Source organism: Chryseobacterium sp. Marseille-Q3244, assembly GCF_940807095.1.
Taxonomy (GTDB): domain Bacteria; phylum Bacteroidota; class Bacteroidia; order Flavobacteriales; family Weeksellaceae; genus Chryseobacterium.
Map to the genome: position 1 here is coordinate 92,060 of NZ_CALNWX010000014.1, position 26,112 is coordinate 118,171.

14 protein-coding genes are annotated in these 26,112 nt (G+C 30.7%); 9 read left to right on the top strand and 5 right to left on the bottom strand.

Annotation, left to right across the window (positions count from 1 at the left end; translation table 11 throughout):
- From NBX25_RS19790 to NBX25_RS19805, 4 genes are all read left to right on the top strand, one after another.
- Entirely contained in the window at window positions 1-684 is a 684-nt protein-coding gene (locus NBX25_RS19790; RefSeq protein WP_250255134.1) for a hypothetical protein, read from the top strand.
- Between the two features lie 15 nt (window positions 685-699).
- A complete protein-coding gene (locus NBX25_RS19795) occupies window positions 700-1,950 on the top strand; it encodes an SMEK domain-containing protein (protein WP_250255135.1) in 1,251 nt (416 codons plus the stop codon).
- A gap of 986 nt (window positions 1,951-2,936) precedes the next feature.
- Window positions 2,937-4,271 carry a recombinase family protein gene (locus NBX25_RS19800; RefSeq protein WP_250255136.1) on the top strand — a complete coding sequence of 445 codons (1,335 nt, stop codon included), beginning with the start codon at window positions 2,937-2,939 and terminating at the stop codon, window positions 4,269-4,271.
- Window positions 4,272-4,401: 130 nt separating this feature from the next.
- A complete protein-coding gene (locus NBX25_RS19805; RefSeq protein ID WP_047439559.1) occupies window positions 4,402-4,593 on the top strand; it encodes a hypothetical protein in 192 nt (63 codons plus the stop codon).
- 736 nt (window positions 4,594-5,329) lie between these two features.
- Here the strand turns inward: NBX25_RS19805 and NBX25_RS19810 are convergent.
- From NBX25_RS19810 to NBX25_RS19825, 4 genes are all read right to left on the bottom strand, one after another.
- Window positions 5,330-8,272 (bottom strand): hypothetical protein, encoded by a 2,943-nt coding sequence (locus tag NBX25_RS19810; RefSeq protein WP_002978691.1) that lies wholly within the window; start codon window positions 8,270-8,272, stop codon window positions 5,330-5,332.
- Window positions 8,259-9,170 carry a PIN domain-containing protein gene (locus NBX25_RS19815; protein WP_002978690.1) on the bottom strand — a complete coding sequence of 304 codons (912 nt, stop codon included), beginning with the start codon at window positions 9,168-9,170 and terminating at the stop codon, window positions 8,259-8,261. Before NBX25_RS19815 ends, NBX25_RS19810 begins: the two co-directional genes overlap by 14 nt.
- A gap of 83 nt (window positions 9,171-9,253) precedes the next feature.
- On the bottom strand, window positions 9,254-9,955 hold the full coding sequence (locus NBX25_RS19820) for a hypothetical protein (RefSeq protein ID WP_002978689.1): 702 nt from the start codon (window positions 9,953-9,955) through the stop codon (window positions 9,254-9,256).
- The gene (locus NBX25_RS19825; RefSeq protein WP_138402056.1) at window positions 9,909-16,364 is read right to left on the bottom strand and encodes an NACHT domain-containing protein; all 6,456 of its coding nucleotides are present in this window, start codon (window positions 16,362-16,364) and stop codon (window positions 9,909-9,911) included. The genes NBX25_RS19820 and NBX25_RS19825 overlap by 47 nt, the downstream gene beginning before the upstream one ends.
- 515 nt (window positions 16,365-16,879) lie before the next feature.
- On the opposite strand from NBX25_RS19825, the gene NBX25_RS19830 reads away from it, so the two are divergent.
- Window positions 16,880-17,161: a hypothetical protein gene (locus tag NBX25_RS19830; protein ID WP_002978687.1), complete on the top strand. Its 282-nt coding sequence runs from the start codon at window positions 16,880-16,882 to the stop codon at window positions 17,159-17,161.
- A 173-nt stretch (window positions 17,162-17,334) separates the two neighbouring features.
- On the opposite strand, the gene NBX25_RS19835 is transcribed toward NBX25_RS19830, so the two are convergent.
- On the bottom strand, window positions 17,335-19,641 hold the full coding sequence (locus NBX25_RS19835; protein WP_002978685.1) for an AAA family ATPase: 2,307 nt from the start codon (window positions 19,639-19,641) through the stop codon (window positions 17,335-17,337).
- 323 nt (window positions 19,642-19,964) lie between these two features.
- Between NBX25_RS19835 and NBX25_RS19840 the strand changes: the two genes are divergently transcribed.
- The 4 genes from NBX25_RS19840 (at window position 19,965) to NBX25_RS19855 (ending at window position 25,716) form a co-directional block, all read left to right on the top strand.
- On the top strand, window positions 19,965-22,043 hold the full coding sequence (locus NBX25_RS19840; RefSeq protein WP_002978684.1) for an ATP-dependent nuclease: 2,079 nt from the start codon (window positions 19,965-19,967) through the stop codon (window positions 22,041-22,043).
- Window positions 22,034-23,719 carry a UvrD-helicase domain-containing protein gene (locus tag NBX25_RS19845; RefSeq protein ID WP_002978683.1) on the top strand — a complete coding sequence of 562 codons (1,686 nt, stop codon included), beginning with the start codon at window positions 22,034-22,036 and terminating at the stop codon, window positions 23,717-23,719. The genes NBX25_RS19840 and NBX25_RS19845 overlap by 10 nt, the downstream gene beginning before the upstream one ends.
- 340 nt (window positions 23,720-24,059) lie before the next feature.
- On the top strand, window positions 24,060-25,547 hold the full coding sequence (locus NBX25_RS19850) for a recombinase family protein (protein ID WP_027373363.1): 1,488 nt from the start codon (window positions 24,060-24,062) through the stop codon (window positions 25,545-25,547).
- The gene (locus NBX25_RS19855; protein ID WP_002978681.1) at window positions 25,534-25,716 is read left to right on the top strand and encodes a hypothetical protein; all 183 of its coding nucleotides are present in this window, start codon (window positions 25,534-25,536) and stop codon (window positions 25,714-25,716) included. Before NBX25_RS19850 ends, NBX25_RS19855 begins: the two co-directional genes overlap by 14 nt.
- Window positions 25,717-26,112: the final 396 nt, after the last annotated feature.

Consider the following 26,112-nt stretch of genomic DNA (forward strand, 5'->3'; position numbering starts at 1 on the left):
ATGAACACAGCAACTATAACCAGAATAAAAAATCAAATTACATCTGTATTAAATTCGCATGCAGGAGTGGCACCTGCAAGAACTCAAGGATTGTTACCGATAAAGAGCCTGCAGGGTAAATTATATGAAGCTCATGTTCTTGCGACTATTATTGAAAATTTTGTAATAAAAGAAAAATTACAAGTAAAATTAATTTCCGGAAGTAAACTAATGTTACGTCAAAAAGGAGGGGCAATTAACCGGTCTGATCCCTATTTTGAAGTTTGGGATGGACCAACTTTAATAGGTGATCTCTTTACAGATATTTATTTCACGACGATTAGCTATCAATCAAGAGGAGGTTTGCCTATTAATAAAAGCTATGCAGATTATCACGAGCTTGATATTGCTCTTTGTAAACCGAATCAAGTCGGCTATCCTTTATTCGATCAAATACTTTTAGCTATTGAGTGCAAAAATACCTCATTAGAAAAAAATATTATCAGAGAAGTACTGGGCTTCCGAAGAGAGCTATCCTTTTACTCCTCAATACCAAATCAAACTGTGTTCAATACTTTCCCTATTAAATATATAAATGCAGATCCAGCCTCAGTACATATGTTATATTGTTCCGATGCTAGAATTAATCGATATATTTCTAATTGCGAACAATTTGGCATAATACTTAAATACCATAAACTATAATAACCTTAAAACAAGATGATTCAAAGTGGAAAATATCTCGAAGAGATTATAGAAATGTTGAGTAGACTTCAATCGGAAATTCAAACGGCAAATACGTTAGGTCTTATAAATATTAGTAAACATTCCGAGAATTTTGTTCGGACTTTATTGAATTTAATTTATAACTATGAACTCGAAAACTTAAATAAAGAAAAAGCAAACTTTCCTGGTCTGGATTTAGGAGACAAAGCCGAAAGAATCGCTTACCAAGTTACTGCTCAGAAAAAAAGTGAGAAAATAGACGATACTTTAAATACATGCATAAAGTATGAGCATTATAAAGTTTTTAGTAAAATAAAAATCTTAATTCTTACATCAAAACAAAACTCCTATTCCCTAAAAACCATAACAGAACCTCATTTCAGTTTCGACCCTAATATAGATATCATTGATTTCAATATGTTAATCAAAGAAATTGAAAACTTACCACAGTTCAAGATTGAATCAATCAACAAATTTATTAAGGCTGAACTAAATGGAACCATAGAATCAATAAAAAATGATGAAAATGAAATCCCACAATTTCTTTTAAACCCTGGAGGTGTTCTAAATACTACCAAACTTAAAACTTACAGTGTGTGGAATGCAAGAGTTGTATTAAAATCAGAAAAGATTAATGTTCCGAAAATCCATTCTAAGCTTAGAGCCATTTTAAATTCAGATAATAATATTTCTGAAATCTTTGTATCCATTTTCAATGAACAATTCCTACAGAAAATAAGTACAAACGAGTTGCTTTACCTCAATGAAATAAAAAGGACACATGTGCAGAACTATTGTTATGGCTTTGCTCTAAAAATTGAGCCTTCCAGTATTACGATTGAAAAAGCTAATTATACTGACGATATAATTCTTATAGGTCTTAAACGTGAAATGCAGATGCTTCTTATTTCAATCATTTGTTTAAGTTCAATTTCAAATGGAAACTTTGAAATTGAACTCAGTACTAGGTCAGACAAAAATACAGAAGTTAGTTTTTTCACAAACGATTCAATTGTCCTTCAAAATGCTTTCACGAATTATGTACTAGAAACTCAATCAGTAATATCTGAAACGATTACGAATATTCACACCTCTACTTTGGCAGATTTACTTCAATCATTTGTCCATATTTTCATCTCTGATGGAAAGAGTTTTTTAGCAAATTCGCCATTTATCGAAATAGACAGACAATTCACAGAAGCAAATATCAATAATTTAAAAAAACATTTAAACAAAAGTATTTAGTTTACTTTTTCAAGTGTAATATTTCCCTTTTTAATTCATTTAACATTCTAATAATATTTTGATTAAGTTGTGGTAAAAGTAGTTCATCCTGAAATTATAAAACTCCAAAATATATAAAAGAGTAGTTATTATGATTAGATTTTGTATATTGACAATTGATCCAATCCAAGTTTAGGGCGAAGATTGCGAGTGGGCATTAAATTCAATACCATTATTACTTAACAGTATATTTTCTCTAATCAGAAATTCTTGATTATCAAACTTACCATTAATAAAGTATTTTCCTATCTATTCTATTAAAAGTGAATTGCATAGTTTTTAGTATGTTCCAGAAGTTAAAGAATTTATTATTTAACCTTAAAAAAATAAGACGTGAATGTTTGGAGCATTTTTAATGAGTACTATTTTGATTCACAGTCTATCGAAAGAGAGCGAAAATAGAAAGTAATAAGTACAGATTAACTAGTGAAAATCTGTTTTTTCAAAATAGTTTAGCGATATTTTATTGTTCAAATTTTCAATATCTTTTCTTAATTTGAAAAACATATTTTGTAAATTCATAATCTCAAAATTTACGGGTTCAAAATCTTCAGGAAAAATTCCTGATGCATATTGCTAAATTTCAACATAACTATCAAAAGATTTCGATAATTCTTGTGAGAAACTTTAAGAATAGGAAAAATATAGACAAGCTTTTCATACCCATGAAAATACTTCAAGAAGTAATTAAAAAATTCCCAAAACAATAATTTCTAAGCTATAAGACTTGCTAAAAAAATAGTTTGAAGTTGATAAAACATATTTAAAATAACTTAAACATTAAGCAAGACGTTATAGAATTTGAAGTTTTTAAATTGATAAAGGTATGGTTAGATTTTACAAATATTTTTTTCAACTCATGATTTCTTCCATAGTTCATTAGCCTTTTAAGTATATAAACACCTAACTTAAATGTTTTTAAATTAGGTGTTAATTACGTCACATTTATGAAAACAGCTTACTTATACGTCAGAGTAAGTACTGACGAACAAAAAAGAAAAGGTTACTCATTACCGGATCAGGAAGATCGATTACTAAAATATTGTAAGTATAACAATATTGAAGTCAAAGGAATTTATAGAGAGGACTACTCTGCTAAAAATTTCAATAGGCCTAAATGGAAGGAATTATTCTCCGAAATTAAAAAGAAACAAACAGAACATAAGAACATATTATTTGTAAAATGGGATCGATTTAGTCGAAATATCGAATATGCTTATGAAATGATTGGAAAACTACGAAAATATAAAACGACACCAATAGCAATTGATCAATACATTGATTTATCTGTACCAGAAAATATAATTTTGCAAGCTCTACATTTAGCTTTTCCAGAAGCAGAAAATACTCGGAGATCTCAAAATGTTTCAAATGGCATTCGTCGGGCAAAATTAATGGGAAGATATCCGAATAAAGCTCCCATAGGTTTCCTCAATGTGACATTAATGGATGGAAAAAAAACTATCGTTCCTAAAGAGCCTGAAGCCGAAATTATAAAATGGGCTTTCAATCAAGTTGCTATGAATGACCATAAAATATCTGAAATTAATAGAATAGCTAATGATAAAGGACTTATATGTTCAAGATCGTATTTTTTCAGAGTCTTGCGTAATCCAGTTTATTGTGGGCATATATTAATAAAACATAACTCTAATGAAAACCAAATTATCCCGGGACTACATGAGCCCTTGATTTCAGAGTCATTATTTTATCAGGTACAATCTGTGATTAATACAGAAAGAAAAATTACGGCTAAAAGAGATGATTTAAAAGCAATGTTTTTCCTTAGAGGTTTTTTGACTTGTCCTGTTTGTAGTCAAAAACTTACTGGGAGTTTTTCAAAAGGTAAGCGGAAAAGATATCCCTACTACCATTGCCATAATAGCTGCAGTATTAGGATTGGCGCAGTTTTACTTAATGACTGTTATCAAAATAAACTTCAAGAATTAAAACTATCAAATAGTTGTATTGAATTATTTAAGAAAATATTGAAAGATCAGAATATAAAGACTCAGAATACAAGTTACTTACACACTCAATACTTAGTAGAAAGAAAAATAAAAGAGGAGAATTTAACTCTTTCTAAAGGTAGAAAATTACTCATAGCTGGAATTTTAAAAATTGATGATTATAACGAATTAAAAAAGGAGAATCAAGTCAATACAAAAAACCTTAAAATGGAAAGCCGTAATATTTCTAATAAATTAAAAGCTATTGATAACAGTAATCAAATAAAAGATAAAGCATTAGTCAAAATTTTTCAAAAAATTTTCAGAGTTTGATATTTCGGATAAAAAATATCTGGTAAATCTTATTCCTCCGATTGATATTGATTATAAAACAGGAAGTCTTTCTTTAAGTTTAAATCATGCATTCTCAAAAATATTCTCAAAAAAAGTAACAAAAACAATATTGGAAAAAACGAATTTCATTGATAGGAATATTTCAGTAGAACAAGCAATTATTATTTTGGCTAAAAATGGAATCTTGGTAAGCGATGATGAAACTAAAATTATATTAGAATTACTATATTTAATAGCAAAAAATCAGAAAAAATCAGAAGAAAGAAAAATCCAAAACATTAAGGAGATTTCGGACACTTAATGATAGTAGATTTCAAGCTTATTGTGGCACTTTTCAGACTGTTTATTTCAAAAAATCTAAGTAAGTTAAGGAGATTCGAACACTTAATGATTGTAGATTATAAGCCTATTGTGGCACTTTCAGACTGTTTATTTCAAACAGACTAAGCATTTTACGTTTAAAATGTCGAACACTAAAAATCAAATTATAAGAATTTGATAAAGAGATATTTATGGCTAAAAAAAAGAGACAACTAAAAAATAGTTGTCTCCTTAAGTGACTCAGCAGTGCATTTTCCGAACACTTTTGTAGAAGATTTGGATAAACTTGCTAAACTCTCGTCATTCATTATCTCAGATTGAAATGTAGAGAATAATTAGATGAAAGTTGTAGTTCATTATAAGACTTGGTGGCAAATACATTATTTTGATTTGGTTATATAAAATCACCAATTTTGTATTTTTACTAACTTCAACAAATACTTTTAATATTATGAATGATTATGTAAATAGGAAATTTTTAAAAAGTAATAGTCAATTATATTTAGACGGGACTTGTTCTTATTTGAAAAACTATCCATAAGCTTTATATCCTTCTCTTATTTTTAGGTCACTTTTTTAAATAAGATTAAGAGCGTTTGTTTTTATTAGTCAAATATATGTCCTTTTTGTTTTTCCAAAAAAAAGACAATTTTTGATTGCAAAATTTCACTAAAACACAGACTATCAAAGGTAAAAATTCTTTAATGAAATATGTTTTACTTGTTGTATTGTTGATAGATGGGTCTGAAATAATCATATCCCTCTTTCACCAATCTATTGATGATGTGATTAGCTACAATATTCTGTTGATTCTCGTATAAGAATACCAAAACATTTAAAATAGGTTCTTTCTTATAAACATAATTTATTTTCATTAATAAAGCTATTCTGCTAATCAAATGAGCGGGGCTATTATTTATCCATCGAGATAATGCTTCTGTAATATGAATATTTACGATCTGATTCTGAAATTTCTTCATATTTTCTTCAACCAACAAGACATTTTCTTCATCTAATTTTTCTATAAAATCAGTGAGGTAAACAACTCCTTCTAATAACTTACTATCATTACTATCGGTTATTTTTTCTATAGACTGATTTATTAGTCCCCAAACTTTTAGAATTTTGTTAATTAAATCCTCTTTATTTCCAATCTGATCATTATCAATAATTGATTTTTGCCCTCTTAAAAGAGAAATAATTTTTTGGAGAACATGAATGTTCGGATTCTTCAGTGATTTATAAAGAAAACTTTCTTCAAAGCTATTTTCATAATTCCAAAAATAATAGGCTAAAAAATGCCTTAACAGACCGTGATTATAGAAAGTAAGAATCTTATCTGAATCTATGGCACGCTGATAACTTGAATAAAGTATTTTATAAAAATCAATATTTAACGGATTTCTAAAAGCTATTCCAGACATAAATGCTTCCCATTTAATATCATCATAATCTTCTACTTTTGAAAGATTATCATTAACCCAGGTGTTATCTAAGAACATAAATTGGGAAAGAAACTTTCCGAAGAGAACATAGGAATCAATATGGTTTTCGAAAGATTGTTCGAAAGCCAATTTAGCTTCAATATCCCATCGAGCGACTTTCTGATTATTCGGCAGATTTCTAGCATACTTCAAAGAATAATTAAGCAAACCTGTTAAAACATGTCCCGCTGTAGAATTTAAAGAATGAAGAATAAAATCACCACTCCGAATGGTACTAAAATCATCTTTAGGTAGTTCATCCAAGCATTGAAGCAAAACTTTTTTACAGTTTGGCAATAACTTACAATCAAAACTATGCTGTTCGTTTTGTGCTCCAGAAGTTATAAGCATACCAATCTCTCCAATTATCCAATCTTTAGTTACCCTAAAATCATCTTCTAGCTGAAGCTTATTAGATTTAAAAGACTCATTTGTTATGTATGCATAACAAAATTTCATAACCTTATCCCAATCAAAATCTCTACTTAACCTCCAAGCTTTAGAAAAACCTGATAAAATATTATAAGCATATATAAACTTAATCTCTACTAATTCTTCAACAAAATGAGCGAATCTATTTGGATCCTCTTCCACCGCTTCCTTTATAGCTTCTGCAAATCCATCAATTGTTGGATCATCAAATCCATAATTACTTTTAAAAGAATCCAGTTCATTCAATAGTTGCTCATCGGACATCGTTAGAATTTCATCTTTTGAAAATGGAGTGACATGGCCCATCCTAACAACAATTTTACCTTCTTCAGAATAATCTTTAGTAATCTTAGACTGTTCTTCAATCGTCAAGAACTTAGCACTAAAAAATGAATTTTCCTTTAGCGCGTCCAACCATCGGTGTTGCCATTCTTCTTTATTCAAGGCTAAGTGTTTGTCCCCTATTGGACCATTTTCAATTATTTTCCAAATAAACTTTTGTTCCTCTTCATTTAAGTCTGTACTAACTTTAGATAGTAGATAGTGAAGCTCTAATCTATAGGCATAGGTAGAAAATAAATACATACTATCTTTTTCATCCAATAACTTCCAAAATAAAAATTTTAAATTACTCCAATCTTCAGCAACAATATAGAACAACATTCTCTTGAAGTATGGAAGATCAAATCTTTGGTCTTCAATAAAATCATTTAATACATCTTGTAAACTCTCGCTATCCTGCGTAACTAATTTGGTTAACCATTCTCTTAAATTAAATGAAAATACACCCAAAATAGGAGTATTATAATGAGAGTTCTCATCCAAATCTTTAATTCCTTCATATCCAATTATAGAAGTATAATCGCTCCAAAAATTAAAACTCAGACGATTATAAATATCTTGATAGATTACTTTATCAAGGTTATTTTTGTCAAATAAATCAGTTAAAAATTGATTAAACCAAACCTTATCCAGCTTTAAATAATTCTCTTGCGAAACCTCATCGATAATCATCGTTTCACCATTTGAAGATTTTTCCAAGCGAACTATCATTTTTTCAAAAATTCTAAATATTTTGAAAATATAATTTGTTTCACCAATTTTTCCCTCCGCAAAAATAACGTGATCGCGTAACAAGAAATTGATTTGCTCCAATAATCTGTATATCGTTTTGTTATGACAAATATTTATTATTTTGTCAAGTAATCCCTCGTTATGAAATGCATTATTTAAGGTATATGAATAATAAGGTGAATAGTATTGTACGGTAGATGATCTATTAAAATCCTCCAGATTATTTGATGTTCTCAACTCAAATAAATAATATAGAATTATTTCAGCTTTCTCTCTATCATTTGGATTATCTGTTAAAAATTTAGGTAATAATGAATCTGTAATTTCCGACGTTTGCAACATTGTATCAAATTGACTGGTTACCCATACAGGGATATAGTCCAAATATTCCTTTGTTACATTTTCGTTTGGAACCAAAGACAATATCTTAATTAAGCGATACCAAGTGTGGTAATTGTCGACGGGGTGTTCCGAAATATCCTTAATGATTTGTAAAATTTCCGGAACAAGTTCCAGATGCTCCGAACGCTCAAATTTTGTAGCAACACTAATCAGATAATCTAAAACCTCCCAAGATGGAATTTGATATCCACTTTCTTTTTGCACGGGTATTGGATTGTTTTCCGGATTAAAAAAACCTTGCTCTTTCAAATAACTAAACCAACTCATTCTCTGCCAATTTTTTGAAAAAATATAATTGATAACTCTGATTCATTTCGAATAAAAAATCTAAAATTTTCTTATCCAATGCTGTTTGTTTTCCAGACAGAATAATTCTGTCTATTTGTGCTGTGTTAGAAACAAACTCATCATCTTCCAAATCCATATTATTTCTTTGTTGAATTTTTCTTTCTGTAAGCAATCTGCTTTCTTGTTTACGTTTTTCCTCCAGCAAATGTTGGGAGAAAGAAGGAAGATGGGGTCTCAATTCTATTTTAAACAACTTCCCAGAAAAAGCTTTGATTGATGTGTCAAAAAATACATATTCTAAATTACCTTCTGTAAAATCCTGCTCGAGTCGACTATGCAATGTATAGCGCTCGTTTCCTTCACTAAAATCTTTATAATTAATGGTTGTGAATATGCATTTTGAATAGCCATGATCTTGTGAGTGCTTTTTTAACGTAAGCAGATTTATAGTATCCCTAAAACTATCTTTGGCGTGATTTGGTGGTGAACAATTAAGATTTCTTTTTGTTGCTTCCAAATAGATTTCGTCACTTTCTTTTGCTATGATTGCCTTATTGGAAAATAACATATCAATTCTACTCATTCGGTTATTGATAGAGGCTTCCACTTTGTCAGGTTCGTACATATTATCTAGCTGATGGACGGCGCTCATCATTCCTGCAATTTCTCTTTTCTTCTCCTTAAAACTTTTAAGAATCTCCTGTTTTTTCACATCTTTATTCCGCATCCATTCCCTCTCCAAGTTTTCCGTAGTCACGAATATAACATGACCATTTTCTATCCAAAAGAGAAGTTCATCAAAATAATTGTCTTTATTTAAAAAGTCAATCTTAAGCAGTTCTAGCCAAACACAGGTATCAATAGCGAGGTAAATCATTTTCAAAATATCTACTTATACAAATATAATTAAATTTGAAATCCGCCACAGATAAACGAAATCCTGCGGTGCAAGTCAAAAAACTATTTCTGTTCACTATTTTTTTTGTAAAAGTTTTCTTTAATTCTAGCCAATTCATTTTTTTGTTCTTCCAATAGATCTTCTAAATCTTTGAACATATGATCAACTCTAGAAATATTATCATCCGACATTTTAAAATTATTTAAATCAACAACACCCATATTTTTATCAAAATCACTAAAAACTTCTAGCATCTCTAAGAAACTGATTTGCTCCCGAGTTAAAAACTCTTTATTCTCCTTCATCCATTCCTGATCTTTCAGCAGAATATCTTTATGCAGGTTAATTTGCACAACTTTACTAAAAATTTTTTCAGAATTATTTTTTACAAGATCAACAAATTGTGTCCATTCATTATCTCTTGGCATTGCGTTATATTCCAACCAACGAGGTATAATGATAGGTTCTTTATCCTCCTGTAAGATTTTCAATATCTCCAAAACCGGTTTTAAATCTTCCAAAGGTTGTTTGATTGGGAGATCATCTCTGTTAGACCATAACTTAAGAATAACATCACAGCATTCGGTCATTAATTGTTTTTTTTCGCTTTCAGATTCAGCAGCATTGATTCCGGAGATAAGTTCTGCTATATAGTGGGACATCCATCTAGCAAGTGTATTACTAGAATATTCAAGGTTTAGTTCCTTAATGAGCTTCTCACCCAATTTTATAATTGACTCCTCTGAGTGTTTTGACTGTTCCATCTGCTTTTATTAGGTAAAGTTTTATTTGATATCTGTTATCGCTGTCTCTATTTCTGTAGTGCCTCTCTTCGAGTTGTCTTTCGATCATACATCTTAAGATTAGATCCTTTTTTTCCTGTTTTAAAAATTCAACTAAAAAATTCTTCGATATTTTTAAAATACTGCCAGAAGATTCAACACCTGTATTATATTTTCTATTTCTCGGTTCATCGTTAGAAACCTCATTCCAGTTTTCGAAGACACTTATCAATGAATTTTTTGCATAACCCATTTTATAGTATTCATCATAAGTTACGTCATACTTTTTTTGCAAGCCATCTTCCAAAACAAAAGAACCTTGTTGATTACGGTTAAAAAGTTCATCCTGTGAATCAAGACCTTCGTATTCCGATTTAAATTCTTCTATCCATCCTTTCAAAAGGAAATCTTTTTCATCTGTTGCTTCATCATCATCTTCATCTTTAGCAAGAGGAAAATAATAATCGTAGCTATCTTTTGTCGTATGCAAAGCCCTCAATAAAGCATCTGATTTATCTGGAGAGACCAGATTTGATATAATACTTACTGACTCTTGATTAGCTCCCATATACATTGTAATACCACCATATACATAGAGAAAAGGATCGGCTTGATCCAAAAAGCCTACTCCCGAATCAAAATCATCTTCTTGGATCTGATCACGCCAAATCAAATCAAATTTGTTTTCGCCTTTCTTCCAGTATTTCTTTTTTAGTGGAAGCGGATCTCTTAAATCCGATAGCCAGAAGTTATCAAAAGCATTAGCTTCAGATTTTAACCAATCCTCCCAATCCTCCTTACCATCTAAATAATCAGTTTTAACGAATGGCTCATTTTCCAACAAAAAATTAGCGGCGCAGTACATAGCGTGATATTGCCAATAAATAGAAATATCTTCGACTTCCGGGTTGCTTCCGTGGTCATTTCTTGTAAGATGCCAATCTCCATTATAAAGCTGGCTTCCTATAAAATCATCTTCGTTAGGATTGCCAACGTACCCCCATTCTTCAGCAATAATTTTGTCTGCAACGTCTGCTACATCATATTCCGACAAGTTGAAAGGATCTCCAACCTTGTCATACCAATACGGCAATGTATCCAAACTACTAAATTTAAAAAGCCAACTATCGGAATCACTCCGTGCAAATTTTCGTTGCTTTCGGGCGTATTTTTTTTCCTCAACCATTTCAAATTTAGAATTATTCATTTGCAGAATAAAATTTAGCTCTTCATCTGTAAATACAGAGTTATCAAATGAATAAAGGTTAAGGCAACTTTTCTTAATATAATGCCTGATCAGGACATGAGGGAGGTTATTACTTAATAATTCCTGATAGAAAACATCTTTCAAATGCAAAAGTTTCTTTGGGTTCTCTTTTGATATTCTGTCTAAAGCAATCCACAAATATAATTTAGAAGACATCCAGTAAAACATATAGTTTTTCTCTTGGAAAGGAAGACAATTTTTTTCATTTTGTTTTTTAAGAAGTATATCAAATATACCTGTACTACCCAAGTTTACCATTTTCCGTAATGAATGGATAGCCCGCCAACGTAGACGCTTATCAGGATGACCAAGAATAAACCTCATCATATCTGCAACATTTTCAATACAGTCACTCGAAGGTCTTAATTCTTCACTCCAAAGACCGTCAGCTATATCAGGTTGAATTGGTAAGTTCCATCTTTTGATTATCCACTCTAATAATTCTTCGTTTTTATCTTTGGTGAGAGTATTCTTGATAAGCTCAAAAGAACTGTAAATAGATTCATCCGAAAGAAGATCAATTTTCTTAGGCAAAATTTTTCTGATAGTAATTTCCAAGATAATATCATCTACGCAGAATAGTTTTGCTAAGCTTTTGATAGAAAATATGCTCAAAGCACTCCCATAGTCAAGCTGATGGAGTCTGCTTATCAATACTTTTTCAAAGTTATCTTTCTTCCAATTTTTTATATCTGGATAAAATTCCCACTCTTCAAAAGCTTTTTCTAATATGTTTTCCAGAGTATGATATTCCAATAAATCACTGCTAACATCCACAAGGGCATTAAGGAAAAACACTTGATCCTCAACCTCACAGTTTTCAATTATATCTTCGAAAAAATTATTAATAACTGATCTACTGTTAAAACTTTCACCGCTGACTATGATATGATCAAGAACTCTTTCTAATGCTTTAACAGATGTAAAATCCAATGAAGCGAGATCAATATTATGATGTTTTTTTTCGTTATCAATATATTTTGATTCCGAATCTTCAGGTTTAGTTTCTAAAGAATCTATAAAATCAACATATTCTTTTATCTCCTTCACTAAATTATCATCAATGAGTTGGCGTGACTTTATCTGATCATATATTTCCTTTGAATAATGCTTATCTTTTTGCAGTTTTAAATCTCGGAACTCAGATTTTATAAATCTATTCTTTATATCAGTTTTTCCACTATTATTAATTCCTGAGATAATCATCTTGTATAATTCTTCCAGATTTCGCCAGTTATAATTTGTCTTAAGATTGATCAGCGACGCTGCCGTAATGTGGTCGATATATCCTACTTCCATTGCTTTTTTAAGCACTGTAATTATTGGACGTCCTAACTTTAGAACGTTTCGATGATGCCAACGGCACATGATCGGAAACATTGAAGATTTATCAATGTTTCCAATTCCCATTAAACCTTCAGCATAAGGAAAATGTTTTTTATCGTAATTTCCTAATTTAATATCGCAATATTCAATAAACTTAGCAAAATCATATGCCATCTTTGGATTATCATTAACAATGCCTATCTGTGACAATTCAAAAAGACATCTTATTTGTGCGAAAGCTTCAGTATCAATTTCCGAAACAGATTTAATTGCTTTTTCAAAAAAATCTTTACTTAGAGTATTATTAATCTTGCTGCTAAGCAGTAAACACTGTAGATAGTTCTCTGTAGATTCATTAGCAGAAACATGAGATTCCTGAATAATTTCTTTTGCCTCATGTAAAAGTTTGAATGATAACTTTAAATATCTTTTGTTTAAGATGATTACTTTTAAAACCTCGAACCTAAGTTTCAACTTTTCGGCCTGCTTGTCAAAGCTATCGATAATTAACTGCATCAACTCACCTTTATCATCAAAATGATTACAGGTTTTTGCGAGCTTAACCGCCAAAAATATAAATCGGGAATTTGCCCAATAACCAAATTGGTGTTTAAAATCATAATCATTTTGAATATCGCTGCAAATCTTTCGAAATCGTTCCGTAAGCTCAGTCTCTTCAAAACGGTGAGTTAAAAAATCGGAATGCAGCTGATAAACTGGAACAGCATATTTAAAAAAAGCTACAAACTCTCTCTTATCTCTTTCAATTATTTTACGTTGGTCATAATCTTTAATTTTATCAATGTTTCTAAAATTAGAAGGATAGTAATCTTCTAGTTTTTTGTCTGCATTCTGGAGTGATGACATAAGACAGTCCTTTTTGAGAAAAATTTCCATCAATCTTGGTTCATCCTCGAAACGGCTGTCATTAAAGAAAGGTACTTTACCGAGAGGTTTTGAATCAATTCGATTGAGACAATCAATGATTAAAACACTATCAACTCTGTAATAGCTTAAAATTCCGCAAAACTCTACAGCAAACTCATAAAATAATTGACTGAACTCCTTTTTCTTATGAGAAAATACTCTTAATAGGTCTTTAGCAAGCTGAGTCAAATCAAAACTGATTGGCAACTTATATTGAAACAGTTTACAAGATATATATATCTTTTCGTCAATTCTAAATTTATCATATTTCAACCACTCTGAAATCTCAGTTTCACTCGAATTGCTGACAATATTCTCGATAAGATGTTTACCTGCACTAATTTTCGACTCAACAGGACTCCATCTATTGAAGCGTTCCAACATTCTTCTGACTCCGTATAATTTCAAAAAAGCCTCAGCTTCAAATGCTATATCAAGACTTGATATGGGATAATGCCGTAGCTCTTCGTCATTTTTTGTTTTTCTCCAAACAAGCCATTCATTAGCAGTCTTAAGATGCTTGATGGCTATTTCTCTATTTTCGGGTTTACGGGAATTAATGCCAGCAAGTTTTAGATGAAAAGCTCCAGCCCAAGAGCGTTCTTCACTTTTCATTTGAAGCCTTGTCAAAGAATTTTGATCACCAAATCTCAAAACCAAATCCGGATATTTAATAAGAAGATTGGTCAGACCTTTATCTGTTTTAGATTCTTCGGCGGCTATAAATAATAATTTAAAATAATTGATATCATTCTCATGTTCAACACTGGCATTAAGAGCAAGTTTCGTACGGTTGATATAAACTTCCCTATTGCGTATCGGGTCTGTAGGGAAGTCTAAAAATTTTCTATCTAGAACAATATCAATCAATTCATTCTTCAAACCCGATGAGTATAAGATTGCTCCAAGATTTGTAGAAGCGTATTCATCTTTAGTTGAATTGGATAAAAACAAATTTGCAATATCCTGATGTTCTTCCAGACTGAAAGGATATGTCTGTCTTACATAATTCTCGAAATCTTCATCCCTGAAATAAAAATGGTTATTTTCAAGAACAAGTCCATTCCAAATGTCAGATGCTAAATCTTGAAGCAAAGCAATTTGAACATTCATAATTTCTGAAATGTAATTAATTGGCACCGGTCTTGGCAGCATTATGAGTAACTTAAAAAACTCATCGACAAGAGCTCTATTATCCTCTCCAAGCTTAACTATAGCATCTTCGATTTTATCGAGTATCAAATTATCAACAAGCTTACCGTTGGGTTTAAGATAATTAATTACCTCTTTTATTCCCTGATTTCGTAGGGACATTGAATAAAACTGTACTCTTGGAATACCATTGGTAAATTGATGAAATTCTAAAATTTCTCTTTTCGTAATATTTTTAAAATTGATTTTTGCAAATTGAGTTGTTTCCTCCAATGAAAATGGTTGTAGTTCATACTCCAAATGTTTTTTAATCGGGAGTTTGAGAGAATCTTTTCGGTACGTACGAGAGGTTACCACAATATGACAACCCTCTGGAATTTCCATATTGACAAGATCTTGGACAAAGCTTCTTTCTCCAAACGATTCTGCCGCTGTTACACTATTATCAGCAGCATCAATAATGAGCAGTAAATAAGCGTTAGCATCTCTGCTTTTTAAAATTTCAACGCCTGCTCTAATCCTCTTTTTTAGTTCATTCAAATAAACATCATCAGATTCATTTTGTACTAGCAAAAACTCAGTTCCTAATGACTTGGCAAGCTCATTAGCCAACTGTACAATAGCATTTCTATGTAAATGTCTTTTATCTTCCGGATTCTGATATTTACCTGCACCATAACAATCAAAGAGAATAGATTGGCAATAGTCGGGAACAGCATTTTTTATCTGATGAACAATGGTTGACTTACCAATTCCTGCACCACCGTGTAAACAGATGGGTAGGTAAGAAACATTGGAATCAATAACATTTACAATATCCTTCAGTTGTTCTCTTTCAACAGTACGTATATTTTTTTCGAAATTTTGAGAAACAGGAAAAAGATTTTCAAGCGCACTAAATCCAAAACTTGCAATCACATCAGTAACGCCTAAGGTGCGGTCATCCTCACTTTCAGGCATCATCTTATTCCAGACCAGCTGAAATAATGAATTGAACTGTCCTTTAGACTTTATGCTATTTTTTGAAATGGAATTTATCAATTCAAGTTTTAGTAGCTGTCTTGAATTTGATCCACAATCATTAAAATCCAGCAATCTCACAAAATCCGTAAACTCTGTAAGATTAAGACTAGAAGCCTTATGCAGTTTTCCGAAAGCATCTTTATTTAAGTCTGGAATTTCGGAAAAAACCTTGTTGAAACTTAAGGCTCTTTGATTAGTCTTTAAAAATTCCTGAACTTTAAGAATCTGATTGAGATGGGATTGATTAACATTTCTGTTACTGACAAGTTTGATCTTTATTTTTTGCAGAACTTTTTCCCTTCCAAACTCATCCACAAATTTTTTAAAAATATTAGCTAAACGCAGAACGATTGATCCATGAAAAGATTTACTCTTTTTTCCTTCATAAAGTTTGGAAAAAGTAAAATTTTCATCAGCCCTTCTGGTACTGTATTTTAATTGAGATATAAGTATAGAATTGGCGCTGTCGAAATCCTTTCCGCCAAAATATTCCGTTAAATCAATCCCTAAGAACATTTCTCCGGTAGGATCAAGTTTTTTCGAGAGATTTTTCTCAAAACCTTCAATAGTTAAAGCCTTTAGCCCTTGTTTATCAAAGTTTAGTAATTCCAGAGATTTTTTGATTGTCCACAAAATATGAAAATCATCCCCGGCGCTTGATAAATCGGCATCGGGAATAAACCTTTTATTAACCATTTAACTAATAATTTGTATAGCTAATTTACTTAAAATTATTTGTCAAATTTTATTTAAGTAACCGCAAATTTTCCTATTCCAAAAAAAAAATAGTAAATCAAATGAGTCTTTAAGAGTCCCTCGATTAAAGAAATTTAAATGAGTAGACATTTCAGCTTTGAACTTTTCTTCTGATTGTATTCCAAAGTCTGTAAACGGAAGAGGTAAGTTGATCTAATCTTTAACATAATTGGATACCCACAAGTTTTTTCACGTTTTTCTGGGCTTGCAAAAGTTAACCAATGGATGTTATCTTGCTTAAACAAATACAGTATAGATTAATGTTTATGAATTTAAAGGTAAGACGAGCCAAGGAATTACTCTTGAGTTTATCATAAAGAATAATCAACTTAAAACTGTATACCTTATCGTTTAGTTATTTTAAGAACAAAATAGCTTGTCATTTTCCAAATTTTACTTAATTTTAAATAAAGCAATATTTTTTTATAAAGCATCATTTAGAAACATAAATTATAATGAAAAACTATTACGCATCCGAAGAACTTGCTCAGATTTTACTAAATAATGGATTCGTAGACATCACTGATAAGAAATTCCCGCTGCACTTTAAGCAAATAAAAGAAAATGGCTATGACCCTGAAAAAGCTAAACGAGCATTTAGGATAAATACTAAAGATCTGATTCTTTTCGATTATATCACAGTTAAATTTGTCCACAAAGGAAATGGTTGTAGTGCAACAAATATGAGAAAAGAAATATCTGAAAATGAATTGAAATCAGCCATTGCATTTTTTTAAACTTCCTTATCAAACCAGAAATGCTATAATGCGATCAGGTGTTGCAATTCCTACATTACATCAGGATTACAGATATATTCAAGAAAATCCATCCTACAATAATCCCAGAAATAAACATATTGTTAAAGCTTTTGAAGAAGTTAAAATTAAATGAATGAATTTTTTTAGAAAAATTATATTTTTTCTAAAATCCATCTTATTAAAAATTCATTTGCAATCAAAATATAATTCTCTGCTTCTTGTTTAGATTTTGTCTGTCCAGGGTGAGCCGCAGAATTCCTCTGAATTCTTAAGCGCTCAAGCAGATTAATTTTTAAATTATTTGCATTATTAAATATTGTAGATAAATGTTGTCTCAAATTATTAAGTTCAGAAGGATTGCAACTCACACGACGTGTTCTACCTGATTTAAATTTTTCTAGCGAACCCTGCATTTTTGCCAATGTCAAGCCGGGTATTCTCAGTGGAGAAAACAAAATCTGCAGCTCATTCTCGATTGCTCTTCCATACTGGATAATAACAGGCGAGAAATCACTATTTAAATCTGTCGTAGCAAGCAAAAGTTCAGCAGAAGATAGGTATTTAACAGTGGTACTATTTAATTTATGGATATCAAAATTGTTAGAAATAATTCCCTCATAAACCGAGATATCTAACTTATTAACATACTCATCAATTCGCAATTCAAGATCATTGATTCTTTCATCATCTTGGACACTTTTTTCTTTCAAATTATTAAAATCATTAACAAATTGAATATTCAGGAGACTATGTTCTAAACTGGTTGTTTCATCAAAAAAACCACTATCAAATACATTATAATCGATACTGCCGTCATCAGAGATACTTAAAGATGACATTTGTTCGATATTAGTATTAGACTTCGCTTTATTCCTAAGATAAAATAATTTTACTCTTTTGCCTTTAAGCTTCTTTGCAGCTACTAAATTCTGAAAATTACGAATAAGATATTCACTGTGAGTTTCGATTATTAATTGGATATTAAATTTGTCATTGGCCTCTAAAAACATTTCTGCAAGAAGTGACTGCCACTTAGGGTGCAGATTAGCTTCCGGTTCTTCGATAAGAAGCAAACTTGGAAGATAATAAATCTCCATATGATAACCATATTCATTATCAGGAACCTCTTTTTCCCTTCTATTTCGTTTTGCCTGCACACAAATTTGAATTAATATCAAAATCAATTGTTTAATACCATACCCAAAATCAACTAGCTCACGATGACTTCCATCAAAATTAGTAACTGAAATAGAGATTAATTGAAGCTTTACCTGAAAATCAATGCTAATATTTAATCCTATTTCGAATTTTTTTAAATACTTTTCCATGAAAGGAAAACTTGATTCAAATGCATGGTAATCTTTAAGTAAATTTATAAATGGAGAGTTACTAGATGCAGAATAAACTCTAGCATTCTTTTCTTTTACCGCTGAAAGATAGTTAACCGTTAAAATCCTTTGCTGCAAAAGATCCCAAGCACTTTTAAAACAATTTTCAATTACATTATATTGAAGATTATTTTTATCTGTTTCTATCCAAAATACTTTCTGCTTGATGATATTAACAGAAGCCAGATAAAGAATTTCTTCTACTGTTGGAGGTGGAGTAAAATCATCTACTTCAAAATCACTCTCTCTGATTACTGCCCTATCACTAACAATATTATCTTGCAATCCATCAACAAATATAGTCCAAGAACTTAGATTAATATTGTCTTTAAAGGATTTAATGAGTACGGACGGAACAAATGGAACATGTTCTTTAGATGCGATACCATCCATATCCTCCAACCACTCTACACTATTGTCATTATCTTCATAAATTTTATAGAATCTGTATACGTTTTTTAATTCTTTCTTAAGCTTTCCAAAGTTAATAGTCCATTCGACAAATCCTTGAAGCTGGTTATAAGGTAGAATTGGTACATATTGTGAAAAAATAACATCTTCAGAATTTTTCTTATAAGCTTCGAATTTTTTTTCGTTTTCTTCTTTTTCTTTTTTGTACTCAATATCATCTATCGCTAAATCATTGTCAGTAGCTTTTTTATATGCAAAAGAAAACAAAAGTGATTCATCTTCATTATCAAGTACCTTGATTTCTCTTAATTTTGCTTTATATTTTTGATTAGATTGTACATCAAAAGATAATGAAACAAACAAATTAGTCAATCCTAAAAATGTAAAAGGAAGAGAAATTTGCATTCTATTATTCTTACTATTGTGCAAAACATTGTCAAAATCTCCTAATAAATGTTCTTGTAAACTCAAATCAAGATCAAACACTGATTGCCCTTCTTTAATACTATCTCTTAAAAGCTGAAGGAATTTAATAATTGAGCTTTTGCCTGAATTATTTGCTCCAGTTAGTATGTTTATAGAAGACATTTCCTCCTGAAATCCTTCTACATCATCAAATATTCTAAAGTTTTTAAGACCAAGAACGTCTATTAATCTCATTATTAGTTTTTTATTATAATTTCTTTTTAAAGTAAAAGACTTTCCCTGAGTCTTAACTGCATGATCAACGATGAAAATAGCTAATTAAAAATTCACTTAAAAAATGTGACTTAATAATATTACAAATTTTTAATTTGCTGTTTTATATTTTGTCTAAACATCTAAAAAGTGCTGTAAATTTAAAAACTTTTTTTTCTATAAATTATGGAAAACCGTAATAATTCAGTAGGAAATTAAATAAATTAGCAAAGCTTATTCAAGACTTTAAATTAAGTATATAAAATTTAATAATTTTACTTTTTTACATTTCAACTTAACTAACCATGTACATATCTCAGATTAAAATTACCAATTTCAGGAATTTTGAAAATACTACAGTCGATTTTAATGACGGCATCAATGTAGTAATAGGTCATAACAATGCCGGAAAATCAAATTTGGTTTCCGCTCTTTCCTTAGTTATGGATAATTCAAAGTCAAAACGTCTTAATATTGACGACTTTTACAAACTTATTCCGACCGCACATTTATTGACTTCTCCTCCAAAAGTAAGCATTGAAATAACAATCAAAAAAGGATCTTATGAAACGGAGGATGACTTAGTAACCGTTTCAACTTGGCTAACCAGATTAGAGGAAGATTACGAAGCAAAATTAACATATGAATTCTTTCTTCCCGAAAAGCATGTCGAGAATTACCAAACCTTAGTTAGGGAAATTCCTGAGAATGAAAACCAAAATAAAAATATTTGGAATACGATTAAGCATGATTTCCTAAGACTTTATGTAGTAAAGATTTGGGGAGGAAATGTTGTCAATCAATCCACAGCAGACGTAGACTCATTACAAAAATTTGATTTTCAATTTTTAGATGCTATAAGGGACGTCGAGAGAGATATGCTGACGGGGCGAAATACTTTGCTGCGAGATGTTTTTGATTTTTTCATGGATTATGATATCAAAATCCATCCAACAAAAACAGCACCTGAGAAACATATGGATATTAAAGAAAGAAAAATTGAGTTTTCTGAAAAAGCTGAAGAATTAGTAGGTTTGTTACACAGGAGAATTGCATCAGGAAAGGAAGAAATATTATCTTATGCAAAAGATACGGGAGCGTCATTTAACAATGCTGTTCCAGATTTTGAAGGAGTAATATCAGAGACAGAGTTGTATAGTGTTCTAAAGTTAATTGTAGAATATGAGACAGGAATAAAAATTCCTGCAACACGCAATGGTCTTGGTTACAACAATTTAATTTACATGTCTCTTCTTTTAGCAAAAATGCAGGTCAATAATGACGTTAATTATTTGGATAGCAATGCAAAAATATTTTCAATGCTGGCTATCGAAGAGCCAGAAGCTCATCTACATCCGGCAATGCAATTCAAGTTTTTAAAATTTCTCGATGAAAATAAAACTAAAAGAAAAGTAAGACAAATCTTTGTCACAACACATTCAACACATATAACATCCGCCGTTGGGCTAGATGAAATTATTTGCCTGCACAATAATGAAGGAGAAACTATTGTGGCATATCCCGGAAAAACATTTGTTAATGCGGAAGGTCAACCTTTAGATCATAGCAAGAAGTATGTTGAGAGATTTTTGGATGCAAGTAAGTCAGATATGCTTTTTAGTCAAAAGGTACTATTTGTTGAAGGACTTGCCGAACAAATCCTTGCGACGGTATTCGCAGGTTACGAAGATAAATCTTTAGAAGACCATCATGTAAGTGTCATTAATGTTGGAGGAAGATATTTTAAACATTTTCTTTATTTATTCGATTCTGAAAAAGATTTCTCAATATCAAAACCTGTCGTATGTATGACTGACAAGGATCCTGAAAGAAAAAACAGAACAGTAGAAAGATCAAATTTTCAGAAGTGTTATCCATTTGAATATAATAGTGAAGCTGAAACCTTCGATTACCAGCAAAATTCTTTTAGCAACGAATATCAGCGGGAGACTCACCCGAACATTACAGTATATTCTCAAGATTCGGAGTTAGGAAAAACATTGGAATATGAAATAGCATTTTCAAATCCATCATTAAAACTAATTCTAACGGATTCTATGAAAAATAGAAATGAGCTAGAACGTCTAATGGATTTGTACGATCACGAAGATTCAACACTTGAAAATTTCTTTGAAATCCTACGTGAAAGTGATGAGAATGAGAGAATAATTTCCGGCATTACTCTCAACACCTCGCTTGATTTAGATGGTAAGAAAAGATCGATAATTGCAGCAAGATATCTTAATTCCATTGGTAAAGGCGAAAATGCTTTAGAATTGGCAGTTGTGCTAAAGGATAATTTATTAAAAAAAGGTACTGAAGAATATGTAGAGTTCAATGTTCCTCAATATATTAAAGATGCAATAGAAAAGTTATGCCAGTAGAAATATCATCAGATTCCTTAATAGAGATTAATAAACATTTTAAAGTTAAGGCTGGACCTGGTGCTGGTAAAACGCACTGGCTGGTTGAGCACATTAAAAATGTTACAAGAAATTCCACACTAATTTCCGGCGCAAAGAAGATTCTTTGCATTACATATACCAATATTGCAGCTGAAACAGTTTTAACAAGGCTTGGAAGCTCGGCAACTCAGGTTGAAGTATTGACAATTCACAGTTTCTTTTATTCCCATATAATTAAACCTTATCTATCATTCATTGCTGAAGAATATGATTTTGATGTCAGCTCGCTAGATGGTCATACAGATATTATAGTTTCTGATTACTCATTTTTGCAGGAGTGGAAGGCATTAACCGGTCAAAAAAGAATTACCGATGATAATTTAATTACTTACGCCTTTGAAAGACTCAGATGGTTACTAGTAGACGATGAATTGATTGTCAGAACAGATTATCCTTTCAGATTTGGGGGTTATCCTATTAAAAACAGCTCATATTTTGATTACAAAAAAATGACTTGGCAAAGGGGTATACTTCATCATGATGATGTATTGTTTTTTGCCTATCAGATTATCAAAAAGTTTCCTTTTGTTATTAAAATAATCAATAAGAAGTTCCCTTACGTATTTATTGATGAATTTCAGGATAGCAACCCTATACAGGTAAACATAATCGAAAAGTTATCAACTGGTTCTACAATTGGAATCATCGGTGATGTAGCGCAATCCATATATGCATTTCAAGGTGCAACACCTGCACTTTTCGATGGGTTTACATTACCTGAAATGGAGCATTATTTTTTAAAATTTAATCGCAGAAGCACTAATGAAATCATTGATTTCCTAAATATTATCAGGCAAGATCTTCCTCAAGATTATCATAGAACGGTTTCTATATCAAAACCAGTACTTTACGTGGGTGATATGGTCGAAGCTCTGAGAAGAGCTAAAACCTCTTGTCCTGATGGGTATGTATATACATTATCTAGAAATAATATCACTTCCAATGCTATGAAATCAGAAATAAACGGCTCTGGAATGGACGATAAGCTTTTACGGAAAATCAAGTTAGAAGACTCGACTAAAAAAAGGGCTGATCTAATAACAGCGTGTATTACTGCTGTTGCTCTCGGGCAACAATCTAAATTTAAAGAAGCCATAAAAGTTTTAGAAAACGTAATAAATTATAGACGTAATAGGTTAGAAGGAAAAAAGAAAGCTTTACATTACTTAACGATCTTAATGGCAAAATTCAATGACTATAAAGATCTTTCTATGCTTGAATTCTCAGAATTTATCAGACTGAATATTAACGATAGTATTCCAAAAGCAACAAAAGGAAAAGGAAAGATTTTTTATGAAAACAACACATTCCAAAGCGTCTACTTGTGTGTAAATATATCTGAAGATTTAAGCTATCACAGAACAGTCCATAAGGCAAAAGGAGATGAATTTGATAACGTTCTATTAATTTTAAAAGAAGAAAAAGATTTAAAATTTATGTATGAACCAGATTTATACAATTATACGCAGGAAGAACATAGAATTTATTATGTTGGAGCAAGTCGTGCTAAAGATCAACTTTTTATTTCAGTTCCAACACTTGATGTTAATGTTGAAGACATCATAAAAGATATGGTAAATATTCAAAGATTTTAATCGATATTCTAAAAGATGCGATTTTTTTTAACATTTAGCATATAATTCATATTTATTCGAAGAGCTAAGCTAGCCCAATGACATTAAAATCAGTAGGCAAATTAAGGCAATAATATACCAAAGTTAGATATATAAAATACTACTTGTTTTTAAAATTATACTATCCATAGAGAAATAAAATTGTTCTTTTTAGTGTAAAAATAAATCTGGTACATTAAAATATATAGTAACCGTAATTTAAAGATATTCTTGTCAGTTTCATTATTTGGTCTGAAGCATATATTTCGTATAAAAACCTAACTTAAATGTTTTTAAATTAGGTGTTAATTACGTCACATTTATGAAAACAGCTTACTTATACGTCAGAGTAAGTACTGACGAACAAAAAAGAAAAGGTTACTCCCTACCGGAGCAGGAAGACAGATTATTGAAATATTGTAAATACAACAATATCGAAGTTAAAGGAATTTATCGTGAAGACTATTCTGCTAAAAATTTCAATCGTCCAGAGTGGAAAGAATTATTCTCCGAAATTAAAAAGAAGTCATCAGAAGATAAAAATATATTATTTATTAAATGGGATCGATTTAGTCGCAATGTCGAATATGCTTACGAAATGATTGGAAAGCTTCGGAAGTATAAGACAACCGCAATGGCTATCGATCAACCTATTGATTTCTCCGTGCCTGAAAGTACTGTTATGTTGGCTGTATATTTAGCCGTTCCAGAGGCAGAAAATACTCGAAGAGCTCAAAATACTTCTAATGGTATTCGTCGAGCTAAGTTAATGGGTAGATATCCAAATAAAGCTCCCATAGGATTTATCAACGTAACTTTAATTGATGGTAAAAAAGCTATTGTACCTAAAGAACCGGAAGCTGAAATTATAAAATGGGCTTTCAGTCAAGCTGTTCAAAATCATCACAAAATATCTGAAATCAGTAAAATAGCTAATGAGAAAGGATTGATATGCTCACGATCATACTTTTTCCGGATTTTGCGCAATCCAATTTATTGTGGAATCATATCAGTTAAACTTAATTCTAATGAAAGACAGATGATAAAGGGATTACATGAACCATTAATATCTGAGGCATTATTTGATCAAGTTCAATCTGTCATTAATACAAAAAGAAAAATGACAGCTAAAAGAGATGATTTAAAAGAAATGTTTTTTCTTCGAGGCTTTTTGACTTGTCCTGTTTGTGGTCGAAAACTTACCGGAAGTTTTTCAAAAGGTAAGCAGAATAGATATCCCTATTACCATTGCGACAATCGTTGCAAAATTAGAATTGGTGCAGTTTTACTTAATGACAGTTATCAAAATAAACTTCAAGAATTAATACTAGCAGATAACACGATGGAGTTGTTTAAGAATATTTTGGAAAATCAGAATATAAAGACTCAGAAAGCGAATTATTTGTATGCTCAACAATTAGTAGACAGAAAGATAAAAGAGGAAAAATTAACGCTTTCTCGAGGAAGGAAATTATTTATAGCAGGAATATTAAAGATCGATGATTATAATGAATTAAAACAAGAAAGTCAAATCAACACAAAAAATCTGAAGAAAGAAGAGCGTGACATTACTCTTAATTTAAGAGTAATCGATAAAATGAATCAAATGGAAAATAAGACATTTCGTGAGATTTTCCAAAAATTTGTCGAGTTTGATACTTCAGATAAAAAGCATCTTGTGAATCTTATTCCTCCTATTGATATTGATTATAAAACTGGAGACCTTTCATTAGAATTTAAGCCAGCATTTTCAAAAATATTGTCAAAAAAAAGTAATCGAAAAAACAATAGGAAAAATGAATTTCATTGATAGAACTGTTTCAGTAGAACAAGCGATTATTATTCTGGCCAAGAATGGTGTTCAGGTAAATGAGAAAGAAGCTAAGGATATATTAGAATTGCTATATTTAGTAGCAAAAACCTACAATAATTCAAAAGAGAAAAAAAGCTCTAACCTTAAGGAGAATTCGAAATCTTAATGATTGTAGATTACAAGCCTATTGTGGCACTTTCAGACTGTTTATTTCAAACAGACTAAGTATTTTACGTTTAAAACATCGAACACAAAAGGTCAAATTTTAAAAATTTGATAACTAAGCATTTACGGATAAAAAAAGGAGATAACTAATAAATAGTTGTCTCCTTAAGTGACTCAGCGGTTGATTTTCCGAACACTTTTGTAGAAGATTTGAATAAACTTGCTAAACTCTCATCATTAATCATCTCTTAAAATATTATCTACGAAATACAATTCCATTTCTGGTTATTACATATCAGATTGAAATATAAAGAATTATTAGATGAAAGTTTTAGTTCATTATAATACTTGTTTGCAAATACATTAATTAGCAATTTTATAAATTTATAATTACCTA

Coding starts and splice junctions, on each gene's coding strand:
- NBX25_RS19790 (WP_250255134.1), top strand. CDS start 1: ATGAACACAGCAACTATAACCAGAATAAAAAATCAAATTACATCTGTA.
- NBX25_RS19795 (WP_250255135.1), top strand. CDS start 700: ATGATTCAAAGTGGAAAATATCTCGAAGAGATTATAGAAATGTTGAGT.
- NBX25_RS19800 (WP_250255136.1), top strand. CDS start 2,937: ATGAAAACAGCTTACTTATACGTCAGAGTAAGTACTGACGAACAAAAA.
- NBX25_RS19810 (WP_002978691.1), bottom strand. CDS start 8,272: ATGAGTTGGTTTAGTTATTTGAAAGAGCAAGGTTTTTTTAATCCGGAA.
- NBX25_RS19815 (WP_002978690.1), bottom strand. CDS start 9,170: ATGATTTACCTCGCTATTGATACCTGTGTTTGGCTAGAACTGCTTAAG.
- NBX25_RS19820 (WP_002978689.1), bottom strand. CDS start 9,955: ATGGAACAGTCAAAACACTCAGAGGAGTCAATTATAAAATTGGGTGAG.
- NBX25_RS19825 (WP_138402056.1), bottom strand. CDS start 16,364: ATGGTTAATAAAAGGTTTATTCCCGATGCCGATTTATCAAGCGCCGGG.
- NBX25_RS19830 (WP_002978687.1), top strand. CDS start 16,880: ATGAAAAACTATTACGCATCCGAAGAACTTGCTCAGATTTTACTAAAT.
- NBX25_RS19835 (WP_002978685.1), bottom strand. CDS start 19,641: ATGAGATTAATAGACGTTCTTGGTCTTAAAAACTTTAGAATATTTGAT.
- NBX25_RS19840 (WP_002978684.1), top strand. CDS start 19,965: ATGTACATATCTCAGATTAAAATTACCAATTTCAGGAATTTTGAAAAT.
- NBX25_RS19845 (WP_002978683.1), top strand. CDS start 22,034: ATGCCAGTAGAAATATCATCAGATTCCTTAATAGAGATTAATAAACAT.
- NBX25_RS19850 (WP_027373363.1), top strand. CDS start 24,060: ATGAAAACAGCTTACTTATACGTCAGAGTAAGTACTGACGAACAAAAA.
- NBX25_RS19855 (WP_002978681.1), top strand. CDS start 25,534: ATGAATTTCATTGATAGAACTGTTTCAGTAGAACAAGCGATTATTATT.